This is a genomic window from Pseudomonas sp. 1152_12 (assembly GCF_052850675.1).
Genome location: NZ_VXCW01000002.1, coordinates 396,161 through 421,045, shown reverse-complemented (window position 1 = coordinate 421,045; position 24,885 = coordinate 396,161). Strand labels below are relative to the sequence as shown.

The 24,885-nt window shown below is 59.8% G+C and carries 30 protein-coding genes and 1 pseudogene; 6 read left to right on the top strand and 25 right to left on the bottom strand.

The window, feature by feature from the left end; all coding sequences use genetic code 11:
• The first annotated feature begins 55 nt into the window (after window positions 1-55).
• From FW764_RS04630 to FW764_RS04620, 3 genes are all read left to right on the top strand, one after another.
• The gene (locus FW764_RS04630; RefSeq protein WP_446432950.1) at window positions 56-505 is read left to right on the top strand and encodes a hypothetical protein; all 450 of its coding nucleotides are present in this window, start codon (window positions 56-58) and stop codon (window positions 503-505) included.
• 348 nt (window positions 506-853) lie between these two features.
• Window positions 854-1,747, top strand: a complete 894-nt coding sequence (locus tag FW764_RS04625) for a sensor histidine kinase (RefSeq protein ID WP_446432949.1) — start codon at window positions 854-856, stop codon at window positions 1,745-1,747.
• Window positions 1,744-2,403, top strand: a complete 660-nt coding sequence (locus tag FW764_RS04620; protein ID WP_446432948.1) for a response regulator — start codon at window positions 1,744-1,746, stop codon at window positions 2,401-2,403. Before FW764_RS04625 ends, FW764_RS04620 begins: the two co-directional genes overlap by 4 nt.
• On the opposite strand, the gene yegS is transcribed toward FW764_RS04620, so the two are convergent.
• The 3 genes from yegS to FW764_RS04605 form a co-directional block, all read right to left on the bottom strand.
• On the bottom strand, window positions 2,362-3,282 hold the full coding sequence (gene yegS, locus FW764_RS04615; RefSeq protein ID WP_446432947.1) for a lipid kinase YegS: 921 nt from the start codon (window positions 3,280-3,282) through the stop codon (window positions 2,362-2,364). The two genes, FW764_RS04620 and yegS, sit on opposite strands and share 42 nt — an antisense overlap.
• Window positions 3,283-3,374: 92 nt before the next feature.
• Complete coding sequence (locus tag FW764_RS04610) at window positions 3,375-3,920, bottom strand: hypothetical protein (RefSeq protein ID WP_446432946.1); 546 nt, start codon at window positions 3,918-3,920, stop codon at window positions 3,375-3,377.
• 33 nt (window positions 3,921-3,953) lie between these two features.
• Window positions 3,954-4,280: a hypothetical protein gene (locus tag FW764_RS04605; protein ID WP_446432945.1), complete on the bottom strand. Its 327-nt coding sequence runs from the start codon at window positions 4,278-4,280 to the stop codon at window positions 3,954-3,956.
• 297 nt (window positions 4,281-4,577) lie between these two features.
• Here FW764_RS04605 and FW764_RS04600 point away from each other — a divergent pair, with 297 nt between their 5' ends.
• Window positions 4,578-4,919, top strand: a complete 342-nt coding sequence (locus FW764_RS04600) for a c-type cytochrome (RefSeq protein ID WP_446432944.1) — start codon at window positions 4,578-4,580, stop codon at window positions 4,917-4,919.
• A gap of 3 nt (window positions 4,920-4,922) precedes the next feature.
• Window positions 4,923-5,132 carry a hypothetical protein gene (locus FW764_RS04595; RefSeq protein ID WP_446432943.1) on the top strand — a complete coding sequence of 70 codons (210 nt, stop codon included), beginning with the start codon at window positions 4,923-4,925 and terminating at the stop codon, window positions 5,130-5,132.
• A 9-nt stretch (window positions 5,133-5,141) separates the two neighbouring features.
• Here FW764_RS04595 and FW764_RS04590 read toward each other — a convergent pair whose 3' ends face one another.
• From FW764_RS04590 to flhA, 14 genes are all read right to left on the bottom strand, one after another.
• A complete protein-coding gene (locus tag FW764_RS04590; RefSeq protein WP_446432942.1) occupies window positions 5,142-5,534 on the bottom strand; it encodes a DUF2802 domain-containing protein in 393 nt (130 codons plus the stop codon).
• Complete coding sequence (locus FW764_RS04585; RefSeq protein WP_446432941.1) at window positions 5,535-6,017, bottom strand: chemotaxis protein CheW; 483 nt, start codon at window positions 6,015-6,017, stop codon at window positions 5,535-5,537.
• An 80-nt stretch (window positions 6,018-6,097) separates the two neighbouring features.
• Window positions 6,098-6,901 (bottom strand): CheW domain-containing protein, encoded by an 804-nt coding sequence (locus FW764_RS04580; protein WP_446432940.1) that lies wholly within the window; start codon window positions 6,899-6,901, stop codon window positions 6,098-6,100.
• Window positions 6,901-7,689 carry a ParA family protein gene (locus tag FW764_RS04575; protein WP_446432939.1) on the bottom strand — a complete coding sequence of 263 codons (789 nt, stop codon included), beginning with the start codon at window positions 7,687-7,689 and terminating at the stop codon, window positions 6,901-6,903. The genes FW764_RS04580 and FW764_RS04575 overlap by 1 nt, the downstream gene beginning before the upstream one ends.
• A 51-nt stretch (window positions 7,690-7,740) precedes the next feature.
• Window positions 7,741-8,628 carry a flagellar motor protein MotD gene (gene motD, locus FW764_RS04570; RefSeq protein WP_446432938.1) on the bottom strand — a complete coding sequence of 296 codons (888 nt, stop codon included), beginning with the start codon at window positions 8,626-8,628 and terminating at the stop codon, window positions 7,741-7,743.
• Window positions 8,629-8,643: 15 nt separating this feature from the next.
• A complete protein-coding gene (locus FW764_RS04565; protein WP_446432937.1) occupies window positions 8,644-9,384 on the bottom strand; it encodes a flagellar motor protein in 741 nt (246 codons plus the stop codon).
• A complete protein-coding gene (locus FW764_RS04560) occupies window positions 9,384-10,505 on the bottom strand; it encodes a protein-glutamate methylesterase/protein-glutamine glutaminase (RefSeq protein ID WP_446432936.1) in 1,122 nt (373 codons plus the stop codon). The genes FW764_RS04565 and FW764_RS04560 overlap by 1 nt, the downstream gene beginning before the upstream one ends.
• Before the next feature lie 48 nt (window positions 10,506-10,553).
• Entirely contained in the window at window positions 10,554-12,839 is a 2,286-nt protein-coding gene (locus FW764_RS04555; protein WP_446432935.1) for a chemotaxis protein CheA, read from the bottom strand.
• Between the two features lie 11 nt (window positions 12,840-12,850).
• Complete coding sequence (locus FW764_RS04550) at window positions 12,851-13,639, bottom strand: protein phosphatase CheZ (RefSeq protein WP_446432934.1); 789 nt, start codon at window positions 13,637-13,639, stop codon at window positions 12,851-12,853.
• An 18-nt stretch (window positions 13,640-13,657) separates the two neighbouring features.
• A complete protein-coding gene (locus tag FW764_RS04545; RefSeq protein ID WP_242151595.1) occupies window positions 13,658-14,032 on the bottom strand; it encodes a chemotaxis response regulator CheY in 375 nt (124 codons plus the stop codon).
• 168 nt (window positions 14,033-14,200) lie between these two features.
• Complete coding sequence (fliA, locus tag FW764_RS04540; RefSeq protein ID WP_446432933.1) at window positions 14,201-14,941, bottom strand: RNA polymerase sigma factor FliA; 741 nt, start codon at window positions 14,939-14,941, stop codon at window positions 14,201-14,203.
• Complete coding sequence (gene fleN / locus FW764_RS04535) at window positions 14,938-15,771, bottom strand: flagellar synthesis regulator FleN (protein WP_003192912.1); 834 nt, start codon at window positions 15,769-15,771, stop codon at window positions 14,938-14,940. The genes fliA and fleN overlap by 4 nt, the downstream gene beginning before the upstream one ends.
• Window positions 15,772-15,876: 105 nt before the next feature.
• Window positions 15,877-17,193, bottom strand: a complete 1,317-nt coding sequence (gene flhF / locus FW764_RS04530; RefSeq protein ID WP_446432932.1) for a flagellar biosynthesis protein FlhF — start codon at window positions 17,191-17,193, stop codon at window positions 15,877-15,879.
• A gap of 11 nt (window positions 17,194-17,204) precedes the next feature.
• Window positions 17,205-19,319, bottom strand: coding sequence for a flagellar biosynthesis protein FlhA (gene flhA / locus FW764_RS04525; protein ID WP_446433077.1), 2,115 nt, complete (start codon window positions 19,317-19,319; stop codon window positions 17,205-17,207).
• Window positions 19,320-19,730: 411 nt separating this feature from the next.
• Here flhA and FW764_RS04520 point away from each other — a divergent pair.
• A pseudogene (locus FW764_RS04520) lies at window positions 19,731-19,992 on the top strand (DUF6124 family protein).
• 49 nt (window positions 19,993-20,041) lie between these two features.
• On the opposite strand, the gene FW764_RS04515 reads toward FW764_RS04520, so the two are convergent.
• The 8 genes from FW764_RS04515 to fliN form a co-directional block, all read right to left on the bottom strand.
• Window positions 20,042-20,245 carry a cold-shock protein gene (locus FW764_RS04515; RefSeq protein WP_446432931.1) on the bottom strand — a complete coding sequence of 68 codons (204 nt, stop codon included), beginning with the start codon at window positions 20,243-20,245 and terminating at the stop codon, window positions 20,042-20,044.
• 44 nt (window positions 20,246-20,289) lie between these two features.
• The gene (locus FW764_RS04510; RefSeq protein ID WP_446432930.1) at window positions 20,290-20,490 is read right to left on the bottom strand and encodes a cold shock domain-containing protein; all 201 of its coding nucleotides are present in this window, start codon (window positions 20,488-20,490) and stop codon (window positions 20,290-20,292) included.
• 521 nt (window positions 20,491-21,011) lie between these two features.
• The gene (flhB, locus tag FW764_RS04505) at window positions 21,012-22,148 is read right to left on the bottom strand and encodes a flagellar biosynthesis protein FlhB (protein ID WP_446432929.1); all 1,137 of its coding nucleotides are present in this window, start codon (window positions 22,146-22,148) and stop codon (window positions 21,012-21,014) included.
• A 3-nt stretch (window positions 22,149-22,151) separates the two neighbouring features.
• Window positions 22,152-22,937, bottom strand: a complete 786-nt coding sequence (gene fliR / locus FW764_RS04500) for a flagellar biosynthetic protein FliR (RefSeq protein ID WP_446432928.1) — start codon at window positions 22,935-22,937, stop codon at window positions 22,152-22,154.
• Between the two features lie 4 nt (window positions 22,938-22,941).
• The gene (fliQ, locus tag FW764_RS04495) at window positions 22,942-23,211 is read right to left on the bottom strand and encodes a flagellar biosynthesis protein FliQ (RefSeq protein WP_003214552.1); all 270 of its coding nucleotides are present in this window, start codon (window positions 23,209-23,211) and stop codon (window positions 22,942-22,944) included.
• Window positions 23,212-23,215: 4 nt separating this feature from the next.
• Window positions 23,216-23,959 carry a flagellar type III secretion system pore protein FliP gene (gene fliP / locus FW764_RS04490; protein ID WP_017134948.1) on the bottom strand — a complete coding sequence of 248 codons (744 nt, stop codon included), beginning with the start codon at window positions 23,957-23,959 and terminating at the stop codon, window positions 23,216-23,218.
• A complete protein-coding gene (gene fliO, locus FW764_RS04485; RefSeq protein ID WP_446432927.1) occupies window positions 23,959-24,399 on the bottom strand; it encodes a flagellar biosynthetic protein FliO in 441 nt (146 codons plus the stop codon). The genes fliP and fliO overlap by 1 nt, the downstream gene beginning before the upstream one ends.
• 1 nt (window position 24,400) lies before the next feature.
• Complete coding sequence (fliN, locus tag FW764_RS04480; protein WP_446432926.1) at window positions 24,401-24,868, bottom strand: flagellar motor switch protein FliN; 468 nt, start codon at window positions 24,866-24,868, stop codon at window positions 24,401-24,403.
• Window positions 24,869-24,885: the final 17 nt, after the last annotated feature.

Here is a 24,885-nt window from a genome sequence, read left to right as displayed (position 1 = left end):
CGCCATTCAGCCGGTGCGACATCTCATCACCCGACCTTATGTTGTGGAGACTTGCATGATGAATAAGGCAAACGAATGGCAAACGGCTCTTCCGGAATTCCTGCTCGAAGCCGAGATGCTCCTGGCCAAATCAGAAGAGTGCTTGAACCACCTGCATTTGATTCGCAACGACAGCGATGCCATCGACTGCATGAAAGTCAGCCTGAGCAAGCTGGCCGAAAAAGCCGAAGGCCTCGCATTAGAGGCGATCAGCGAATTCTCCCGGCATATTCAGTACCTCATTGCCAATGCTGTAAGCCCCATGGAATTGCATGACCAGGCATTGAGTGCCTTGCATGACTGCCTGACACTACTGGCTTGGCAACTGGAACTGATCGACACCCGAACAGGAGAATTGGCCCTGGATGAGACCGAGCAAACTAAACTGATTGCGACCGTCACCCTGCAGATCCCACAGAAAGGCTTCGGCTATAAACCGCAGCAGCGTCTACATCACTCACTTTGAGTGCTGACCAAGTCGTATTTAATCGGTGGGTTATCTAAAAACGACGCAAACATATCAATTAGCCATCATCGGTATAACGCTACAAACTCACTTAATAAATACATTTGCCTCCTCTTTGAACTCTGGAACCTTTAACTCTGGGTTGAGGTGACGGCGCGTTTGTGCGTGGTTAATAGCTTGTGAGGCGAGGCGCCAGGCGACCAGCGGTAATAGTGGTGGTACTATGCCTCGCTCGAAGTGACTCAACTTCATCCTGTATAAAATGTTTTGGCACCGCATTCCAAACAGAGCCCTGTCAGCCGCCATGACCGGTCTTTCCGCAGCGAACCTTCATTGGCTCCATCCGCTATGTACGCCAGCCTAAAGTCACTCATCGCAAGATCCGTGTCCCGCAGCAATGCCCGTCGTATCGTTCTCGCCCTGTGCCTTTGCTCATTGCTGGTCAGCCTGTGGGCCTACACCCGTTCCGCGCCGTTACCGTTGTCGGTGCTGCTGCTCAATCTCGCCACCTTGCTGGTGGTGGGTTTGCAACAGTGGCGCTCGCGTAAATCGATAAAATTCCAGCCGCAGGAATTGGCTGATCGCTTGCTGCAAGTCCAGGAAAACGAGCGCCATCGCCTCAGCCGTGAGTTGCACGACGACATCGGCCAACTGCTCACCGCTGCCAAACTGCAGAGCGAATGGCTCAAGCGCCGCCTGCCGCAAGACCTGCAAAACCAATGCACAGTGCTGTGCAACACTCTGAATGAAACTCTGGCCAAAGTGCGCGACGTGTCCGCCATTCTCAACCCAAGGCAGCTGGCCAGCCTCGGTTTAGAAGCCAGCCTGCGCGCGCACCTGCTCAAAACCTTGGAAAACACCCCAATTCACTGGAGCCTGGAATGCCAGCAACGGCTGACCGGTCTCCCGGAGGAAATGGCGGTGGCGGCCTTTCGCATCACCCAGGAAGCGGTAACCAATATGCTTCGCCATGCCCAGGCGCAGAACTTGCTGGTACGCCTGCAACGCCTGCCCGAAGGCCTGTCGCTGATAATCTGCGATGACGGCCTGGGCTTCTCGCCTGCCATCAACCCCGCCCAGGAAGGCCAGCGGGGCATGGCCGGTATGTCCGAGCGGATCGATCAGTTGGGGGGCACGTTGTCCGTCAACAGCCAGCCAGGCAAAGGGACAAGGATCGACGCACTTTTCCCCTGGGCGCCTCGCGCCCTCGAACGGGCCAGTTCCCCTAAGGTTCTCGAGTGACCTGCAATTTACTCTTGGTGGATGACCACACACTGATCCGGGCCGGCGTACGCGCGCTGATCCAAGACACTCCCGGCTACACCGTGATTGGTGAAGCCAGCGACGGTGCGCAGTTGCTGGAGAAATTCAGTGCCCTGCAGCCGGACATCGTGCTGCTAGACCTGTCGATGAAGCACATCGGCGGCTTGGATGCCTTGCAGCAACTCAAGGCCGCCTACCCCAAGAGCAAGGTGCTTATCCTGTCGATGCACACCGACCCGGAGCTGATCATGCGTGCGCTGGAATCCGGCGCCCATGGTTACCTGCTCAAGGACACCACCGCCAACGAGCTGGAACACGCGTTGATGGCCTTGCGCAACAATGAGCGTTACCTGAGCCCGGCGATTGCCCACACGGTGATCAATCAGGCGTTGATCCGCAGCCAGGGCCTGAGCGCCCCCGTCGCCCACAGCCATAACCTCACGGCGCGCCAGCTGGAAATTCTGCGATTGATTGTGCGCGGCAAATCCACCCGGGAAATCGCCCACGGCTTGGGCCTGAGCATCAAGACCGTGGAAGCACACCGCTCGCAGATCATGAAGCGCCTGCAGATTTTCGACGTGGCGGGCCTGGTGCTATTCGCCGTTCGCGAGCAGATCATCAGCCTGGACGACTAGGGGCGAATTCAACGGCAGGTGCACGCGCAGAGCTTTGGGCAGAGCAGAAAAACGCAAATCATCGCCCTTCAGCGGCTCACCATCCAGGTTGATGTACAGCCCTTCGGCCACCTTGATCTCAACCCAGGGCAGGCGCGCTCGTACAAACATGTTGTCCAGGCCCCAGCCTTCGCTCATCACGGTCAGCAGCGTGCCGACCACTTCCTGCGGCGCCGGCAGAATGCTGATATCCAGCAAGCCATCATCGACCAACGCGCCGGGGCATAGCACATGCCCACCGCCCGCCTGACGACCGTTGCCGATACCCAACGCCAGCAAGTCACCTTTCCAATGAAAATCCGGGCCTTGCAGCTCACCGTAAGCAGCCTTCAATTCACTGAAACGCGTCAACCCGGTGAACAGATAGGCCGCGCCGCCCAGCACTTTTTTCAGATCTTCGGAGGTATTGGCGGTGACCTGGCTGCCGAAGCCGCCCGTGGCCATGTTGAGGAATATTTGCCCATCGGCCTGGCCGAGGTCGATGGCCCTTGGCGGCACATCCAGCAGCGCCAGCGCCTGGGCAGGCTCAACGGGCACACCGGCGGCGCGCGCGAAGTCATTGGCAGTGCCCAGTGGCATCAGCACCAGGCTGGCGTCGGTTTTGGCCAATGCCATCGCCTCGGCCACATCACGCAAGGTGCCGTCGCCGCCACCGGCAATCAGGTGGGTATAACCATCGGCCAAGGCTTCGTTGACCAGCCGCTGGGCGTCACCGCCCTCCCACGTCACCCGCACCGCCAGCTCCCAGCCCTGTTCGCGCCGGGCCTGCACGGCGGCGCGCACGTCCTCGTTGAGGGCTTGCTTGCCGTGCAGAATCAGCAGTGCCTTGGGGGTGGTCATGGTGGGCTTACTCCTGGAGTCAAAGATGCTTGAAGGATGTGGACCTTTGCGGTGGGGAAAAAAGCCATCGAGGTTGCAAATTAATTGCCCGGCTAGAAGTTATCCATCGCGTTGCACATCGACAGCTTGCCCTTGGGCGTGGGCTCTACAGGCTCCCATTGCTGACCGTGCGCAGGCAGTTCATGCAGTTGGATGGAACAGTTCGCGTAGATAGTCGCCTGCACCATGTAATCCACTCCGGGGCGCGGCACGAAGGTCATGCTGCTGAAGCATTGTCGGGAATACTGCAATTGCCCCAGGTAATGCAGCGCGATGGGCTTGTTTGCCGGCACCACCAGCTCGGTGGTCACCGCGCCGCTCCAGGTATAAATCGGCCCGGGCATGCCAAGGCTTTCGCCGTTGTGGTCAGGGAAGCCGGATTTGGTCGACGCCATCACCCCGGCGCCCGGCACATTCCAGTCCAGGCAATCGCGCCCTGGTACTGCGCGCACCAGGCCGTCGGTGATCAACCGCACACGAGCGGTCTCGCCTGACTGCGGTGGGGCGTAGCCGGTGGACAGGGAACGGATGTTCGCCACCTGGCCGCACCCCGTCAGCAGCACCAAAAGCGCCACGGGAATAACACGCAAAACAGTCATCAGCATTCAACTCGCAGGGGAAGAAAGGGCCGGTTACGGCTGGCGGCAATTTTGCTTGACCGACAACTGCGGCGCTGGCTCAAAACTCACCATCTGCAAGCCATCGGCGCCCTGGAAGATGAAGTACTTGGTGCGGCAATCCTGGAACATCTTCGAGTAGCCTTGCGCTCGGAAGCCTTGGCCCTCGACCTGCTTGGTCACGGTATTGTTGCGGCTCACTACGGCGAGCACCTGCGCATAGCTGTCGCCCATTTTCACCCCGGGCTCGTTGGTGACGCTCATCGACGAGGCGCAACCGCCCAGCGCTGCTGCCGCCAGCATCAAAGCGGCGCCGTACACTCCATTACGTGTGGCGTTCATCCCTGTGTCCTTTAATAGCCCGCGAGAAAAATAGCGCCCATACACGCGCAGACGGCGGCACAGGGCCGCCGAAAACCAGACAGTTTTATGCCAACAAAAGCGTGGAAAGACATTTCAAATCCTTGTGCGTAAAACCTCCTACAGTTACAGGCTTGGTCAGCACAAAGAGGCAAAAGTGCCATGCTCATGCATGGTGCGATCACATGTCCCGCAGATTCAACTGCGAGCGATAGGCGAGGGATTCGAGCGGAACACTCGCAACTTGGCCGTTGAGCCGTGGTGATCACGCTGGGGCTGATGAGTCTGTGTCTGTGTGCCTACGCCGCGCCTGACCCGAAGCTCGGCGTGGGCCGCCCCGTGACTGAACACTACATCGCTGGCTGGAACATTGACGTTGCACCCGATGGCAACAACCTGCCGCCCGGCCAAGGCACCGTCAAGGGAGGTGAGAAGGTGTATCAGGCAGCCTGCCTGGGCTGTCATGGCGCCCACCTGGAAGGCGGCATGGGCCCCGCGCTAGCGGGTGGAGCTGGCTCTCTGCCCACACCCAAGCCGTTAAAAGCCGTCGGCAGCTATTGGCCCTACGCCACCACCCTGTTCGACTACGTGCGGCGCACCATGCCGTTTCAACAACCATAATCATTGAGCAATGATCAGGTGTACGCGGTGGTGGGGTATATCCTGAACCAGAACCAGATACTGGAAGCGAGCGCCACGGTTGACGCGGCCACCCTCACCCACTTGCAGATGCCCAATCGCGATGGCTTCTACGTCGACGACAGGCCCGGTGTCAGCGAGCAACCTTGCTACAAGGACTGTATAGGGCTCCAGCTGACCGGGAAAATCCGCTAAACAAGCACATCAGCTCTTGTGTAACTTACTCATCAACTGCGCTTCAGCCTGGGTCAACCCGCACGACTGGGTCAGCTCATCCACCGTCGCGCCCATGCCCACCAGCTTCGCCGCCTGGGCAAATGACAGGCTCGAGGGGTCGCGCTGTTCGATCTGCGCCAGCTTGTCCGGCAACGGCCCAAGGATCGCGCGCAGTTCATGCACCTCATCCCCGACCTTCACCGCACTCTGCTGGAAGTGATCCACGCGCTTGACCAGGTCGAGGATGCGCCGGTCACGCACGGCATCGCGCTCGGCCTGTTGAAGGGCCAATTCCCGCTGCTGGCGCATGTAGCGCAGCAGGAATGCCACCGTCCCGGCCCACAACAGGGCCAGGACAATCACCGCTGCCTCAAAGAACAATCAGATGCTCTCCAGTTCCGACCACTCTTCTTCGCTCATCATCTTGTCCAGCTCAACCAGAATCAGCAGTTCGCCGTTCTTGTTGCACACGCCCTGGATGAACTTGGCCGATTCTTCGTTGCCCACGTTCGGCGCGGTTTCCACTTCTGATTGGCGCAGGTAAACCACCTCAGCCACGCTGTCGACCATGATCCCGACCACTTGCTTGTCGGCTTCGATGATGACGATACGGGTGTTGTCGTTGACTTCGGTCGACACCAGACCAAAACGCTGGCGGGTGTCGATCACGGTCACGACGTTACCGCGCAGGTTGATGATGCCCAGCACATAGCTTGGCGCACCTGGGACCGGTGCGATCTCGGTGTAACGCAGCACTTCCTGCACGCGCATCACGTTGATGCCATACGACTCGTTGTCCAGTTTGAAGGTAACCCATTGCAGGATCGGATCATCTAAACCTTGTGCGGACGCTGACTTGTTCATCTCTCTGACCCCTTCAAATGCCGTTTTACTCGGCGTGTGTACTTCGCTGACCGCACTCGCATGCGGGCCTTATTGTTCAATCAACTGTGTTTGTTCGGTGCCATCGTCTTGACGGCGCCGCTGGCGATCAACTCGGCCAGCTCGGCGACATCCAGCAACGCGCACATATGTTCAATCACGGTGCCCGCCAACCACGGCCGTTGGCCACGGTGGCTGCGCCATTTGATCTCGTTCGGGTCCAGGCGCAACGAGCGGCTGACTTGATGCACCGCCAGCCCCCACTCGTAGCCCTGCACCGAGATCACGTATTGCAAGCCTTGGCGAAAATCATCGCGGTAGCGGTCGGGCATCACCCAGCGCGCGGTGTCCAGCACTTTGAGGTTGCCAGCCTGGCTTGGCAGGATGCCGAGGAACCACTCCGGTTGCCCGAACAGTGGCGTCAGCTCCTGGCCTTCCAGCGAATAGATCGAACCCAGGCACACCAGCGGCACCGCCAGGGTCAACCCGGCGACGTCGAACAACAGGCATTCGAACGGCTCGGCCGCCCATGACGGTCGACCATCACCCGTGACCGGCGGCGGCGTGATGCTCGGTGGCCGATGGACTTCCACCACCGGTTCAACCACCATCGGTTCGACCACCACCGGCGCCACAACAACCGGCGCAACCGGCACAGCAATCGGCACGACGTGCGCATCACGGGCTTGTTCTTCAAGCACCGCCAGCTGGAATTCGTCCAGCGTGCTTTCGGGCTCTACGACGAGAGGTTCAAGTACCAGAATCGGTTCCGGCAGTTCCTCCGCGGTCGCGTCCTGCAGCAACGCATCCAGGTAGGATTCGAGCGCCAGTTGCGGCCGGGTCTTGAGTTTAACGGGACGGTTCATCACGCCACCTGCGCCACAAGCTGCTGCGACAGCAGATGCTTGAGCAACGCGCGGTAAGCCAGCACACCACGGCTTTTACCGTCGAACTGCGAAGGCGTGAGCCCGGCACGGCTGGCGTCACGCAGGCGCGTGTCCACCGGAATGTAACCATTCCAGATAGTCTGCGGGTAAGCGTCACGCAGCACCCGTAAAGTCCCGAGAGACGCCTGGGTACGACGGTCAAACAGGGTGGGCACGATGCTGAACGGCAGCGGCTGTTTGCGCGAACGGTTGATCATCGCCAGGGTGCTGACCATGCGCTCCAGGCCTTTGACCGCCAGGTGCTCGGTTTGCACCGGGATCACCAATTGCTGGCTGGCCGCCAAGGCGTTGACCATCAGCACGCCGAGTAACGGTGGGCTGTCGATGATGGCGTAGTCGAACTCTTGCCACAGCTGCGCCAGGGTCTTGGCGATGACCAGGCCCAGGCCGCTCTGCCCCGGCGACTGACGCTCAAGGGTGGCCAAGGCGGTGCTCGACGGCAGCAAGGAAATGCTTTCGTTACTGGTGGGTAGCAGCAGTTGCCCAGGCAAGTCCGCAGGCACGCTGCCCTTGTGCAGGAACAAGTCGTAGCAGCTGTGCTCCAGCGCATCCGGGTCGTAGCCGAAATAGCTGGTCATTGAGCCATGCGGGTCGAGGTCGACCACGACCACACGCTTGCCCGCCTCGGCCAGCAAACCGGCTAAGGCGATGGAGGTGGTGGTCTTGCCGACTCCACCTTTTTGATTGGCAACTGCCCAGACTCTCATTCGGTTGATTCCTCCCGGTGGGCTAACGCGCGACCGAGACAGTGCATAAAGTTATTTTGCCGGTGACGGAGAATTGACGGCACTCTGACGAACCGACGGCTTAACGGTTGGCGGTGCAGTTTGTGTGCCAGCCCGCCTCAAGGCCGCATCCGGTGTTGCATTAGCCGTGCCGGTACCGGTCAGGCTGCGGCGTACATCCAGGTTACGTGACACCACCAACACCACACGACGGTTGCGCGCGCGGCCTTCGGCGGTGGCATTATTGGCCACTGGCTGGAATTCACCATAGCCCACCGACGCCAACCGGCCAGGGTTCACACCCTGCATCGCGAGCATGCGCACAATGCTCGCGGCACGCGCTGAGGACAGTTCCCAGTTGGTCGGGTACTGCGCGGTTGCAATCGGGAAGTTGTCGGTAAAGCCTTCAACGTGAATCGGGTTTTCAAACGGTTTGAGGATCGCCGCCACTTTGTCGATGATGGTGAACGCCTGATCGCTCGGCATCGCGTCGGCGCTGGCGAACAGCAGGCTGGAATTAAGCTCGATCTCCACCCACAGTTCATTGCCGCGCACGGTCATCTGGTTTGAGCTAATCAGGTCGCCAAACGCGGCGCTGATATCGTCGGCGATACTTTTCAGCGGGTCGCTGGTGCCCCCCACACCCGCAGCGGTTTCGTCGCTGTCGTTGACCAGCGGCTTGGCCGGGGTCACGGTCTTGGGCCGCTCTTCGCCGATAGGGATCGGCTTGAGCGCACGGTCGGCGTCGTTGAACACACCGATCAGCGCCTGGGAAATCACCTTGTACTTGCCTTCGTTGATCGACGAGATGGAGTACATCACCACGAAAAACGCGAACAACAAGGTAATGAAGTCGGCGTAGGACACCAGCCAGCGTTCATGGTTGACGTGTTCTTCAGGCTCGCGACGGCGACGGCTCACACTCAGTTCCTCCCATCAATCCATGAAGCCCTGGAGCTTTAATTCGATGGAGCGCGGGTTTTCACCCTCGGCAATCGACAAGATACCTTCGAGCAGCATCTCGCGATAACGCGATTGGCGCATGGCGATCGACTTGAGCTTGCTGGCCACCGGCAACAACACCAGGTTGGCACTCGCCACACCGTAGATGGTGGCGACAAACGCCACGGCAATGCCGCTGCCCAGCTGCGACGGGTCGGCCAGGTTACCCATCACGTGGATCAAGCCCATCACCGCACCGATGATGCCGATAGTCGGCGCGTAGCCACCCATGCTTTCAAAGACTTTGGCCGCGTTGATGTCGCGGCTTTCCTGGGTGAGAAAATCCACCTCCAGGATGCTGCGAATCGCTTCCGGTTCGGCGCCGTCCACCAGCAACTGCAGGCCTTTGCGCGCGTAGCTGTCGGGCTCGGCATCGGCCACGCCCTCCAGCCCCAGTAGGCCTTCCTTGCGAGCAGTAAGGCTCCAATTGACCACGCGGTCAATGCCACCGGGCAGGTCAACGCGTGGCGGGAAAATAATCCAAATCAGAGTCTGCATCGCGCGTTTGAACGAACTCATGGGCGACTGCAGCAACGCAGCGCCCACAGTGCCGCCAATCACGATCAGCGCAGCCGGGCCGTTGGCCAAGGCGCCGAGGTGGCCGCCTTCAAGGTAGTTGCCGCCGATAATCGCGACAAACGCCAGGGTGATGCCAATCAGGCTCAAGACATCCATCAGAGGCAGGCCTCCACCAGATGTTTACCGATGTCGTCCAGACTGTAGACGGCGTCGGCCAGGTCAGCCTTGACGATGGCCATCGGCATGCCATAGATCACACAGCTGGCTTCGTCCTGGGCCCAGATTGCGCTGCCGCCCTGCTTGAGCAGGCGCGCGCCTTCACGGCCGTCGGCGCCCATGCCGGTGAGCACCACCGCCAGAACTTTGTCGCCGTAGGACTTGGCTGCCGAACCGAAGGTGATGTCCACGCATGGCTTGTAGTTGAGACGCTCGTCACCCGGCAGGATTTTGACCGCGCCACGGCCATCGACCATCATCTGCTTGCCGCCCGGGGCCAACAGCGCCAAGCCAGGACGCAGGATGTCGCCATCTTCGGCCTCCTTGACGGTAATGCGGCACAGCTTGTCCAGGCGCTCGGCAAAAGCCTTGGTAAAGGCTGCCGGCATGTGCTGAATCAGCACAATCGGCGCCGGGAAGTTTGCCGGCAATTGGGTCAACACCCGTTGCAAGGCCACCGGGCCACCGGTGGACGTGCCAATCGCGACCAGCTTGTAGGCTTTGCGCTTGGGTGCCGGCGAATGCGCGCTTGACGCAGACGCACGAACCGGCGCCGCCGCAGGGCGTGCCACGGGGGCAGGTGCCGGGCGTGCAAACGAGGAACTCGGCGCAGCCGGTGCGGCAACCGGTGCAGGCGCCGGCGCACTGAACAAGCTGCGACGGTTACTGCGCGAAATGCTGTGCACCTTCTCGCACAGCATCTGCTTGACCTTCTCGGGGTTGCGCGAGATGTCTTCGAAATTCTTCGGCAGGAAGTCCACCGCACCGGCATCCAGTGCGTCCAGAGTGACTCGGGCGCCTTCGTGGGTCAGCGATGAGAACATCAACACCGGAGTCGGGCAGCGCTGCATGATGTGCCGAACTGCCGTGATGCCATCCATCATCGGCATCTCGTAGTCCATAGTGATCACGTCCGGCTTCAAGGCAATGGCCTGATCAATCGCCTCTTTGCCGTTAGTGGCCGTGCCGACCACCTGAATCGTTGGATCGGCGGAAAGAATTTCCGAGACGCGGCGGCGGAAGAAACCCGAATCGTCCACCACCAGGACCTTGACTGCCATAAACACTCCGTTAGGCGGGGCGGGCAATACCGCCCTGCCCCGCCAAAATCAAATACGCCGTGCGGCGTAACGCTTGAGCATGCTCGGAACATCGAGAATCAGCGCGATCCGACCGTCACCGGTGATGGTCGCACCCGACATGCCCGGGGTTCCCTGCAGCATTTTGCCCAAAGGCTTGATAACCACCTCTTCCTGGCCCACCAACTGATCGACGACAAAGCCGATCCGCTGAGTGCCCACGGAGAGAATCACCACGTGGCCTTCGTGCTGCTCTTCATGCTTGGCCGATGCCACCAGCCAGCGCTTGAGGTAGAACAGGGGCAACGCCTTGTCGCGCACGATCACCACTTCCTGGCCGTCCACCACATTGGTGCGCGACAGGTCGAGGTGGAAGATCTCGTTGACGTTGACCAGTGGGAAAGCGAACGCCTGGTTGCCCAGCATCACCATCAGGGTCGGCATGATCGCCAAGGTCAACGGCACCTTGATGACGATTTTGGAGCCCTGGCCCTTGGTCGAGTAAATATTGATCGAGCCGTTGAGCTGGCTGATCTTGGTCTTCACCACGTCCATGCCCACGCCACGGCCGGACACGTCGGAAATCTCGGTCTTGGTCGAGAAGCCCGGGGCAAAGATCAGGTTGTAGCACTCGGTGTCGGTCAGGCGGTCGGCGGCGTCCTTGTCCATCACGCCACGCTTGACCGCGATATTGCGCAGAATCGCCGGGTCCATGCCTTTGCCGTCATCGGTGATCGACAGCAGGATATGGTCGCCTTCTTGCTCGGCCGCCAGAATCACCTTGCCGTTGCGGGACTTACCCGAGGCTTCGCGTTCTTCCGGGGTTTCGACGCCGTGGTCGACGGCGTTGCGCACCAAGTGGACCAGCGGGTCGGCCAGGGCCTCGACAAGGTTTTTATCGAGATCGGTTTCTTCACCCACCAGCTCCAAGTTGATCTCTTTCTTGAGCTGGCGCGCCAGGTCGCGAACCAAGCGCGGGAAGCGGCCGAAGACTTTCTTGATCGGCTGCATCCGCGTTTTCATCACGGCGGTCTGCAAGTCTGCAGTGACCACGTCAAGGTTCGACACGGCCTTTTGCATGGCTTCATCACCACTGCTCAGGCCCAGGCGCACCAGGCGGTTACGCACCAGCACCAGTTCGCCGACCATGTTCATGATGTCGTCCAGGCGTGCGGTATCAACCCGCACGGTGGTTTCGGCTTCACTGGCAGGCTTATCGGCCACCGGCGCCGCTGCAGCACGCGCAGGCGCCGGGGCGGCTGCGGCTGCGGGAGCGGGAGCGGGAGCGGGAGCGGGTTTGGCAGGAGCGGGTTTCGCGGCAGCAGGTGCGGCAGCAGGTGCCGCGGCTTCGACCGGCGCGGGTTTCGCCTCGACAGGCGTGGCGGTCGCCGCAGCGGCCGGGGCCACCTCGGTGAACTTGCCTTTGCCGTGCAGTTCGTCGAGCAGGGCTTCGAATTCGTGATCGGAAATCAGCCCGTCACCGGCCGGTGCAGCACTGGCAGGCGCTGCACTGGCGGCTGGCGCGACGGCGGTCGCTGCAACTTCCGGCAAGGCATCAGCTGCAAACGTGCCTTTGCCGTGCAGTTGGTCGAGTAACGCCTCGAATTCGTCGTCGGTAATGTCGGTGCTGGTAGACGCCGCAGGCGCTTGCGCCTCGGTGGCAGCAGGCGCCACCGCGTCAGCAGCGAACTGGCCTTTGCCGTGCAACTGATCGAGCAACGACTCGAACTCAGCGTCGGTAATGTCTTCGCTCGTCGGCGTTGCAGGCGCCGACGCAGGCGTAGGCGCTTCAGCCGCTTGCGGCGCTTCAGCCTCGGCCTTGACCGCGCTGAGTGAGTTGAGCAGTTGTTCGAACTCGCTGTCGGTCACGTCGGCTTCCGGCTCAGCCACCGGAGCCGCTTCCACCACCGGCTCAGCCGCGGTGTCCGCAGGTTCCGCCAGGCGCGCCAGGGCGGCCAGCAGTTCCGGTGTGGCGGCAGTGATCGGTGCACGTTCGCGCACTTCACTGAACATGCCGTTGACCGCATCCAGTGCTTCGAGAATCACGTCCATCAGTTCCGAGTCGACGTGGCGCTCACCCTTACGCAGGATGTCGAACACGTTCTCGGCGATGTGACAGCACTCCACCAGCTCATGGAGCTGGAGGAAGCCGGCGCCCCCTTTTACAGTGTGAAAACCGCGAAAAATTGCATTGAGCAGGTTCGCATCATCCGGTCGGCTTTCCAGCTCAACCAGTTGTTCGGACAGCTGCTCTAAAATTTCGCCGGCCTCTACAAGGAAATCCTGAAGGATTTCTTCATCGGCGCCGAAGCTCATGTGGGTGCTCCTTAGAAGCCTAAACTGGATAACAGGTCATCTACGTCATCCTGACCTGACATAACGTCTTCACGTTTATCGGCATGAATCTGCGGACCTTCACCCTTGGCGAGATGTTTTTGTGGATCTTTTTCCGAGAGGATCGCCTCACGGTCATGTTCGATGCCGGCAAAACGATCAACTTGGCCGGCCATGAGCACCAGTTTGAGCAGGTTGCTTTCCACTTCAGTGACCAACTGGGTCACGCGCTTGATCACCTGACCGGTGAGGTCCTGGTAATCCTGGGCGAGCAGAATGTCATTGAGGTTGCTGGCAACCGTGCGATTTTCCTGTTCGCTGCGCGACAGAAAACCTTCGACTCGACGGGCCAATTCACGAAACTCTTCGGCCCCGACTTCCCGACGCATAAAGCGGCCCCAGTCAACGCTCAAAGCCTGCGCCTCAGTGGCCATGCCATTGACCAGCGGCGTGGCGTTTTCCACCAGGTCCATGGTGCGGTTAGCCGCCGCCTCAGTCAGCCTGACCACGTACGACAGGCGTTCGGTGGCATCGGTGATCTGCGAAATCTCTTCGGCCTGGGGCATATGCGGGTCAATCTGGAAATTGACGATCGCACTGTGCAATTCGCGTGTGAGCTTGCCCACTTCCTGGTACAGGCCGCGGTCACGGGTCTGGTTAAGCTCATGGATTAACTGCACGGCGTCGCCGAACTGCCCTTTTTCGAGGCTTTCGACCAACTGGTGAGCATGCTTTTTCAGGGTCGACTCAAAATCCGCCTGCGATGATTCTTTATGCTCCATAGCTCCCCCGTGGCAGCATCAATGACCGATGCGTTCGAAGATTTTTTCAATCTTCTCTTTCAAGGCCTGTGCAGTGAATGGCTTGACCACGTAACCGTTTACCCCAGCTTGGGCGGCTTCGATGATCTGTTCACGCTTGGCTTCGGCGGTCACCATCAACACGGGAAGGCTGCGCAATTTTTCGTCGGCACGCACGTGGCGCAACAAGTCGATACCGGTCATGCCCGGCATGTTCCAGTCAGTTACCAGAAAGTCGATGCTCCCGCTGTTGAGGATCGGAATCGCCGTAATGCCGTCATCCGCCTCAACCGTGTTTGTGAACCCAAGGTCACGCAACAGGTTTTTTATGATCCGCCGCATCGTTGAGAAGTCATCAACGATGAGGATTTTCATGTTCTTGTCCAATTCGACCTCCAAGCAGTCTTAAACGCGCCCAGCACTTGGACGCGCCATTTCAATCAACAGGCGTTACACAAAAAGGACTGCCCAGGGCACCACGGTACGAACCCGCGAAAACCTGAAGCGTTCGCGGTAGCGTCTGCAGTGTCCCCACACTGCCTGTCAGCGCGCGCGCCACTCTCCCAATCGCCCCCGTAAACGGGCTGCGCACTGGCTGTGCAACTGGCTGACACGCGATTCGCTGACCCCCAGGACCTCACCGATTTCCTTGAGGTTCAGCTCTTCGTCGTAGTACAGCGCCAACACCAACCGCTCACGCTCCGGCAAATTGGCTATCGCTTCCGCCAGCGCACTCTGGAAACGTTCATCTTCCAGATCGCGCGACGGCTCGAGATGAGCACTCGCGCCGTCCTCGTGCAACCCTTCGTGTTCGCCGTCCTGCAACAGGTCGTCGAAACTGAACAGGCGGCTGCCCAAGGTATCGTTCAAAATCCCGTAGTAATCGTCGAGACTCAATTGGAGTTCGGCCGCAACTTCATGATCTTTAGCGTCACGACCGGTTTTTGCTTCAATTGAGCGAATTGCGTCACTGACCATGCGCGTGTTGCGGTGTACCGAACGCGGCGCCCAATCCCCTTTACGCACCTCATCGAGCATCGCACCACGGATACGGATACCCGCGTACGTCTCAAAACTCGCACCTTTGCTCGCGTCGTATTTGGTCGAGACTTCAAGCAAACCGATCATACCGGCCTGAATCAGGTCTTCGACCTGCACACTGGCAGGCAGGCGTGCCAACAAATGGTAGGCAATGCGCTTGACCAAGGGCGCATAGCGCTCGATCAACTCGCCCTGGCTGTCACGTGCCGACTTTTTGTAAAGGTTATAGCCGCTGGCTGTCATAGCACCGGTCCTGCGCTCGTCTGATGCACCAATCGCTCGACGAAAAACTCCAGATGCCCCCTAGGGTTTGCGGGCAACGGCCAAGTATCGACCTTCTGGGCAATAGCCTTGAACGCCAATGCGCATTTGGAACGAGGGAACGCTTCGTAGACTGCACGCTGCTTTTGCACAGCCTTGCGTACACACTCGTCATAGGGAACTGCACCTACGTATTGTAGGGCAACATCGAGGAAGCGATCCGTGACTTTGGTCAACTTGGCGAACAGGTTTCGCCCCTCCTGCGGGCTTTGGGCCATGTTGGCCAGCACGCGGAAGCGATTCATGCCGTAGTCGCGGTTAAGCAGTTTGATCAGAGCGTAGGCATCAGTGATCGAAGTGGGCTCATCGCAAACCACCAGCAATACTTCCTGCGCTGCGCGGACGAAGCTGACCACCGACTCGCCAATCCCGGCGGCGGTGTCGATCACCAGCACGTCGAGGTTGTCGCCAATATCACTGAACGCCTGGATCAGGCCGGCATGCTGCGCCGGGCTCAGGTGCACCATGCTCTGGGTGCCCGAGGCGGCCGGCACGATACGAATGCCACCGGGGCCCTGCAGCAGCACATCGCGCAGCTCGCAGCGGCCTTCGATTACATCAGCAAGGGTATGTTTGGGTGTCAGCCCCAGCAGAACGTCGACGTTCGCCAGGCCCAGGTCAGCATCCAACAGCATGACACGACGGCCAAGCTCTGCCAGGGCCAGGGACAAATTCACTGACACGTTAGTTTTCCCGACGCCACCTTTGCCGCCGGTCACCGCGATCACCTGTACGGGATGCATGCTGCCCATTTTATTTCTTTACCTTGTCTTGCTTAGACGCAGGCTACATGACTTGGCCGCGTGAATCGCTTGCAGACCATCGATGTAGGTACATTTCACGGCGTTCATCCTGCCTCACCCCACCCGCTTTTCCGGGTGGTGGTAAAGGTCGGCGAACATATCGGCCATCGCTTCCTCGCTAGGCTCTTCTTGCATTTGCACGCTGACAGCACGGCTGACCAACTGATGACGGCGCGGCAGATGCAGATCATCCGGAATCCGCGGCCCGTCGGTCAGGTAAGCAACCGGTAATTCATGACTGATGGCCAGGCTCAGCACTTCGCCCAAGCTCGCAGTTTCGTCGAGTTTGGTGAGGATGCAACCGGCGAGGCCGCAACGCTTGTAGCTGTGGTAGGCAGCGGTAAGAACCTGTTTCTGGCTGGTGGTTGCAAGCACCAGGTAATTTTTCGACTTGATGCCACGCCCGGCCAGGCTTTCGAGCTGCATGCGCAACGCCGGGTCGCTGGCTTGCAGGCCGGCAGTGTCAATCAACACCACGCGTTTGCGCAGCAGCGGGTCGAGGGCGTTGGCCAGAGACTGGCCCGGATCGACGTGGGTCACCGGCACATTGAGAATGCGCCCCAGGGTCTTGAGCTGCTCCTGGGCGCCGATGCGGTAGCTGTCCATGCTCACCAGCGCGATGTTTTGCGCGCCGTACTTGAGCACATAACGCGCCGCCAGCTTGGCCAGGGTGGTGGTCTTGCCCATGCCGGCAGGGCCGACCATGGCAATCACACCGCCCTCTTCCAAGGGTTCGATTTGCGGAGTGACGATCATGCGTGCCAAGTGCGCCAGCAGCATGCGCCAGGCTTGGCGAGGTTCTTCGACTTCGGCGGTGAGCGCCAGCAAGTCACGGGACAACGGGCCGGACAGGCCGATCCGTTGCAGGCGACGCCACAGGTTGGCCTGTTGCGGCTTGCTGCCTTGCAACTGGTTCCACGCCAACGAACCCAGCTGCACTTCGAGCAGCTCACGCAGGCCATTGAGTTCAAAGCGCATTGAATCAAACGCGCGCTGGTCAACTGCGGCAGCCGGGGCAGGCGCTGCAGGACGCGGCGGTTCTTTGAATGTTGGTTCAACCAGCGGCTCGGCAGCGGTCAGTGGCAGGCCAGCGAACAACTGGCGATTGGTGGAGGCATCGCTATCGCCACGCATGCTCAGCTCAGCCTGGGCCGAGACAATGCGTGAGGCAGTCTTACGCAGCTCGTCTTCGAGTTCCATGTTCGGCACGCGCGGCGCCAGCGCCGAGGGCGTGTAATCCAGGGCAGCCGTTAGCTCAACACCGCCGGCAATACGACGGTTACCGATAATCGCGGCATCGGCGCCCAGCTCATCACGTACCAGTTTCATGGCCTGACGCATATCGGCGGCGAAAAAACGCTTAACTTGCATAACCCACTACCTCAGCCATTGGGCCCTACTGTCGCGACGATAGTCACTTGCTTGTTGTCAGGAATTTCCTGATAAGCCAAAACGTGCAAATTCGGCACTGCCAAGCGCCCAAACCGCGACAACATCGCGCGGACCGGGCCTGCTACCAGCAGAATCACCGGGTGGCCCGCCATTTCCTGGCGCTGCGCGGCTTCGATCAACGAGCGCTGCAGTTTTTCCGCCATGCTTGGCTCCAGCAGAACGCCTTCTTCCTGGCCTTGTCCTGCCTTCTGAATACTATTGAGCAATATTTGTTCCAACCTGGGTTCCAAGGTGATCACAGGCAGCTCAGACTCAACCCCTACAATGCTTTGCACGATTGCGCGGGACAATCCGACGCGTACCGCAGCCACCAGCGCGGCAGTATCTTGACTCTTGGCGGCATTGTTGGCGATGGCCTCGGCAATGCTGCGAATGTCGCGTACCGGCACCTGTTCGGCGAGTAGCGCCTGCAACACCTTGAGCAGTTGCGACAGCGACAACACGCCCGGCACCAGCTCTTCGGCCAACTTTGGCGAGGCTTTGGCCAGCAAGCCCATCAATTGCTGGACTTCCTCGTGGCCGATCAGCTCGTGGGAGTGTTTGTAGAGAATCTGGTTGAGGTGCGTGGCGACCACGGTGCTGGCGTCTACCACGGTGTAACCCAGTGATTGTGCCTGGCTGCGCTGGCTGACTTCGATCCACACCGCTTCCAGGCCAAAAGCCGGATCTTTGGCGGTAATGCCGTTGAGCGTGCCGAAGACCTGGCCAGGGTTGATCGCCAGTTCGCGGTCGGGGTAAATCTCGGCTTCGGCGAGGATCACACCCATCAGCGTCAGGCGGTAGGCGCTGGGCGCCAAGTCGAGGTTGTCGCGGATATGCACGGTGGGCATCAGGAAGCCCAAGTCCTGGGACAGCTTCTTACGCACGCCCTTGATCCGCGCGAGCAATTGCCCGCCCTGGTTGCGGTCCACCAGCGGAATCAGGCGGTAGCCGACTTCCAGGCCGATCATGTCAATCGGGGTCACGTCATCCCAGCCCAATTCCTTGGTTTCCTGGGCGCGGGCCGGCGATGGCAGCAGTTCCTGTTGACGGGCGATTTCCTGTTGAGCCTTGACCTTGACCAAGTTCTGCTTGCGCCAGAACAGGTAAGCCCCTCCCGCGGCCATGGCCGCCATGCTGAGGAACGACACATGCGGCATGCCCGGCACGATGCCCATGATCGCCATAATGCCTGCCGCCACGGCCAGCGCCTTGGGCGAGGCAAACATCTGGCGGCTGATCTGCTTGCCCATGTCTTCGGAGCCCGAAGCACGGGTGACCATGATGGCCGCCGCTGTGGATAACAACAGTGATGGCAATTGCGCCACTAAACCGTCACCGATGGTCAGCAAGGCGTAGACCTTGCCCGCATCGCCGAAGGTCATGCCGTGCTGGAAGATGCCGACGGCTATCCCGCCGATCAAGTTGATGAACAGAATCAACAGGCCCGCGATGGCGTCACCGCGCACGAATTTGCTCGCGCCGTCCATGGAGCCGTAGAACTCGGCTTCCTGGGCCACTTCCAGGCGACGGGATTTGGCTTGGTTCTGGTCAATCAGGCCGGCGTTGAGGTCGGCGTCGATTGCCATCTGTTTGCCCGGCATGGCGTCGAGGGTAAACCGCGCGCTCACCTCGGAAATCCGCCCGGCGCCCTTGGTCACCACCACGAAGTTGATGATCATCAGGATCGCGAACACCACGATACCGACCACGTAGTTACCGCCGATCACCACCTCACCAAAGGCCTGGATCACCTTACCGGCGGCGGCATGGCCGTCCTGGCCGTTCAGCATCACCACCCGCGTAGACGCCACGTTCAACGCCAGACGCAACAGGGTTGCGATCAGTAGAATGGTCGGGAACACCGCGAAATCCAGCGGCCGCAAGGCGTAGACGCACACCAGCAGCACAACGACGGACAGGGCAATGTTGAAGGTGAAGAAAACGTCGAGCAGGAACGGCGGCATCGGCAACATCATCATTGCCAGCATCACCAGCAACAACAACGGCACGCCCAGGTTGCCCCGCGACAAGTCAGTCAGGGTGCCACGGGCCGTGCTGAGCATTTGAGAGCGATCTACCACCGGTATTCCTCGTGTTCCTTGAAGCAAAGTTTTGACGCTGGGGAGCGTCCTGGAAGCGGTATTGCAAGAAGCCTTCCAACTTTTGCTTTGAGGCTCAGATGACCGCACAAGCGACCGCGCCTACTGGGTGTAAATCGATTCAACTGTGGAAGCTGGCTTGCCTGCGATTGCGGCGTGCCAGTCACCTGATCGGCTAGCTGCGATCCAGTCATTGCCGGCAAGCCAGCTCTCACATTTAGATGGGTATACATCTGCTGCTATCGAGCAAATTTCCGACAGGGCTTTAAGGTTGCCCCCCCTAGGAAACTCGCTCTCTAGTCTCCGTACACAGCGGTCGGGCGTCGCGGCTCGCAATGTCAAGGTGATCCCTTATTCTTTCCGCGGAGCGACGCCATGTCTAAAACCACACAAAACGCCCCCACCGTACTCGTCACCGTCATCGGCAACATCAGCACCGAAGACCTGCTGGTTAACCTCTCCGAAACCCTGGCGTCCGCCCACGCCCTGAGCTGCGATTTCGCTTTTGATCTGGAACGAACACAGCGAGAAGCCGCGCTGGGCATTGCGCAGTTGATTGAGGTGGGGGTGATTGTTGGCTGAGCGAGTGCTGGATGACAGGGGGCCGTCAGCCGAGCCTGCACCGGGCAAAATCTAGGCTGGATCAGCGGACTGATTGTTCCCACGCGCGAGCGTGGGTACGATCATCATAGAGCCCTCACATTCTCGGCCTGCGGCCCTTTTTGCCCCTGGGTAGTGTCGAACGCTACCTTTTGTTGCTCTTCCAACGTTTTGAACCCAACCGTTGTAATTGCCGAATAATGGACGAAAACATCCGGGCTCCCATCGTCAGGTGTAATAAAACCAAAGCCCTTTTCCGCGTTAAACCACTTCACTGTGCCTGTTGCCATTGCCCTTCTCCTGACTTCGCGTTCGAGACGCCGCATGTACGTCGCTAAATAATCTTGATGTGGGACGCAAAGATGCCCGTGGGTCGATGAATCCTCGCAAATTGCACCCGCTGGCCGTTTTTCAGTCGACGCGCTCCCGAACTCCTGAAATCCACACGTACCGGCTCTTCGCCGCTGTCGAGTGCAATCCAGCCTTCCCCGGTTTTTTGGCTATACGACTTGATTGTGCCCGTCACCGCTTCCATCACCGCTCCCTCTGCATCTCGTAACTACTTGTGCGCAGTGTGTGCTGTTATGGAACCGCAGGAAGGCGTCGCTGGCTACTGTCAAAGTTGACAGGTAGACGAGGGTTAGCGGCGGGTGGTAGAGGATGAGTGGCAACTGAGTGTCGTGGCGAGCGGGCTCGCCACAACAAGCGCTGCTGCAGGACCACGTCTCGATTTATCGTTTTCGCTTGCGAGCTTTTCGCGCCTTGGGCGGAGCAACCGGCGCATCGACTTCGCTGTATTGATTGCCCGCCGACTCGACGGGCACCGCATTGCCATCGCGGTCACGGGCGATAAAACCAATGCCCCTGACTGCGTCGAACCACCTGACCGACCCCCTATCCATGACCACTCTCCCGAGCCGCACATGAAGGCGCGCCTTGTCGCCCTATCAAACAGTGAAGGCGGTGCAAGGGATACTGTCAAAGTTGACAGGTAAGGCCGGAATTTAGACGGATGACAAACGTTGGCTGTTATACCGCCATGGCGGGCAGGGTAACTCAGGAATCGCGGCGCAAATCCGGTGGGATCGGCAGGTCTTTGAGCGGATCAGGCCGCTTGCCCTTGCCGGCGCGGTATTGGCGGATCTGATACACGTATGCCAACACCTGCGCCACCGCCAGGTACAACCCGGCAGGGATTTCCTGATCGAGGTCGGTGGAGTAAAAGATCGAGCGCGCCAGCTCCGGCGACTCCAGCAACAGGATGTCGTTGGCCACGGCGATTTCGCGGATTTTCAAGGCGGTAAAGTCGCTGCCCTTGGCCAGCAACATCGGCGCGCCGCCCTTCTCCGGGTCGTACTTGAGGGCGACGGCGTAGTGGGTTGGGTTGGTGATCACCACGTCGGCATCCGGTACCGAGGCCATCATCTTGCGTTGGGACATTTCGCGCTGCAGTTGGCGAATGCGTTGCTTGACCTCAGGGCGCCCTTCCTGGTCCTTGTGCTCGTCGCGTACTTCCTGCTTGGTCATCAGCAGCTTCTTGTGGCTTTCCCACAGCTGGATCGGTGCATCCACCGCAGCGATGATGATCAGCCCGCAGGCCATCCACAGCGCACTCCAGCCCACCACCTGCACGCTGTGGATAATTGCCGACTCCAGCGGTTCATGGGCGATGCGCAGCAAATCGTCGATATCCGACGATAACACCGTCAGCGCCACAAACAGAATCAGGATGAATTTCGCCAGCGCCTTGAGCAACTCCACCAGCGCCTTGGTGGAAAACATGCGTTTGAGCCCTGCCCCAGGGTTCATCCGGCTAAACTTGGGCGCCATGCTGCCGGCAGCAAACAGCCAGCCGCCGAGCGACACCGGCCCGATCAACGCCGCCAGCAACAAGGTGATGAGCACTGGCTGCACCGCCAGAATCGCGATTTTGCCCGAGTGCAGCAGGTACTGGCCCATGGCGCCGGGGCTGAGCAGCACTTCGCGGGGCAGTGAAAAGTTGAGTTTCATCAACTCCATCATGTCCAGCGCCAAACCACCGCCGTAAATCAACAGGCCGCCGGAACCGGCGAGCATGACCGCCAGGGTATTGAGTTCTTTGGAGCGCGCAATTTCGCCCTTTTCCCTGGAGTCCTTTTTACGTTTCTCCGTGGGGTCTTCTGTTTTGTCCTGACCACTCTCGCTCTCGGCCATGGCTCAACGCGCCCGTGCCAAGTCACGTAAGAACTGCAAGGCTTCGGTCGCCAACGGTTGATACTGATTGAGAATGTCGGCCATGCCGACCCAGAAAATCCCCATGCCCAAGACCAGGGTGAGCGGGAAACCAATCGAGAAAATGTTCAGTTGCGGCGCCGCACGGGTCATCACGCCAAAGGCAATGTTGACCACCAGCAGCGCGGTGATCGCCGGCAATACCAGCAACAACGAAGCGCCCAACACCCAACTGAGGCGCCCCACCAGTTCCCAGAAGTGGTTGACCACCAGCCCCGAGCCCACCGGTAAGGTGGTGAAGCTTTCGGTCATGACCTCGAACACCACCAAGTGGCCGTTCATGGCCAGGAACAGCAAGGTCACCAGCATGGTCAGGAACTGCCCGATCACCGCCACCGACACGCCGTTGGTGGGATCGACCATGGACGCAAAGCCCATGCCCATCTGCACCGAGATGATTTGCCCGGCAATCACAAACGCCTGGAAGAACAACGTCAGCGAGAACCCCAGCAGCGCGCCGATCAGAATTTGTTCGGCAATCAGCAACAGCGCGCTGAGGTCCAGGGCATTCACCGGCGGCATCGGCGGCAAACCGGGCACGATCACCACGGTGATCGCGAAGGCGAAATACAGGCGGATACGCCGCGGAACCAAGGTGGTACCGAACACCGGCATGGTCATCAGCACCGCCGTGACGCGAAACATCGGCAGGATGAAAGACGCCACCCAGGTGCTGATCTGGGTGTCGGTCAAGGCCAGCACGGATTGCATGCGGTCAGCCGATCAACTGCGGAATACTGCCGTACAACTGCAGGATGTATTCCATGAAAGTTTGCACCAGCCACGGGCCGGCGACGATCAAGGTGATCAACATCACCAGCAAGCGCGGGAGGAAGCTCAAGGTTTGTTCGTTGATCTGCGTCGCGGCCTGGAACATCGCCACCAGCAGGCCGACCAACAGGCTCGGCACCACCAGCACAGCGACCATCATAGTGGTCAGCCACAGCGCTTCACGAAACAGGTCGACCGCTACTTCTGGGGTCATGGCGCTACACTCCGCCGAAACTGCTGGCCAGCGTGCCGATAATCAGCGCCCAACCGTCCACCAGCACAAACAGCATGATCTTGAAGGGCAACGAAATAATCAGCGGCGACAGCATCATCATACCCATGGCCATCAGCACGCTCGCCACCACCAGGTCGATGATCAGGAACGGGATAAAGATCATGAAGCCGATCTGGAACGCAGTCTTCAATTCGGAGGTGACAAACGCCGGCACCAAGATGGTCAGTGGCGCCTGATCCGGCGTGGCGATGTCGGTGCGCTTGGACAAGCGCATGAACAGCTCGAGGTCGCTGGAGCGGGTTTGCGACAGCATGAAGTCCTTGATCGGGCCTTGGGCCTTATCGATCGCATCCTGGGCGGTGAGCTTTTCCGCCAGGTAGGGCTGCAGGGCTTGCTGGTTAACCTTGTCGAACACCGGCGCCATGATGAACAGCGTCAAGAACAGCGCCATGCCAGTGAGAATCTGGTTCGACGGTGTCTGCTGCAGGCCTAAAGCCTGACGCAGGATCGAGAACACGATGATGATCCGCGTAAAGCTGGTCATCAGCATGACAAACGCCGGGATAAAACTCAGCGCGGTCATGATCAGCAGGATCTGCAGGCTGACCGAATATTCCTGGGCGCCGGCGGCGTTGGTGCCCAGCGTGATCGCCGGGATCGACAACGGGTCGGCCGCCAACGCCAGAGGCGCTGCCAGCAACAGCATGAGCGTCAATAAAACGCGCATTACTTCTTATCCTTCTGATCCTTGCCCAGCAACTCCATCAGGCGCTGGGCGAATTCTGGCGTAGCGGCCTCGGTCTTAGCCACCTCCACCGGCGACTTGAGCACGTGCAGCGGGGTGATACGACCCGGCGTGATGCCGAGCAGAATCTGTTCCTCACCGACTTGCACCAGCACCAGACGATCACGCGGGCCGAGGGCACGCGAGCCGATCATCTCAATGACTTGGCCATTGCCCGGACCGATGCGCTGCACGCGGCGCATCAACCAGGCCAGCACGAAAATCAACCCGACCACCAGCAACAGGCCCAGCACCAGCTGGGTCAATTGCCCACCGACGCCACTGCTGACTACGGGCGCCGCAGCCGCCGCTTGCGCAATCGGCTCGGCCGCCAGGGCGCTCAATGGCAGCGCCAGAAACAGTCCCGCCATCGAATACTTCATATCAGCGCAACTTCTTGATGCGTTCGCTCGGGCTGATCACGTCCGTCAGGCGGATGCCAAACTTCTCGTTGACCACCACCACCTCGCCATGGGCGATCAGCGTACCGTTGACCAGCACGTCCAACGGCTCACCGGCCAGGCGATCCAGCTCGATCACCGAGCCTTGGTTGAGCTGCAACAGGTTGCGGATGTTGATGTCGGTGCTGCCCACTTCCATAGAAATCGACACAGGAATGTCGAGGATCACATCCAGGTTCGGGCCGTCGAGAGTGACCGGGTCGTTGTTTTTCGGCACACTGCCGAATTCTTCCATCGCCAGGCGGTTGCCAACCGGCGCGCTGGCGGCGTCGGCGGCCAGCAGCGCGTCGATATCGTCCTGCCCAACATCGCCGGTTTCTTCCAGGGCCGCAGCCCACTCGTCAGCCAGGGCTTGGTCTTCGGCGGAAGTGTTTTCGTGTTCGGTAGCCATTACATGTCCTCGGCGAA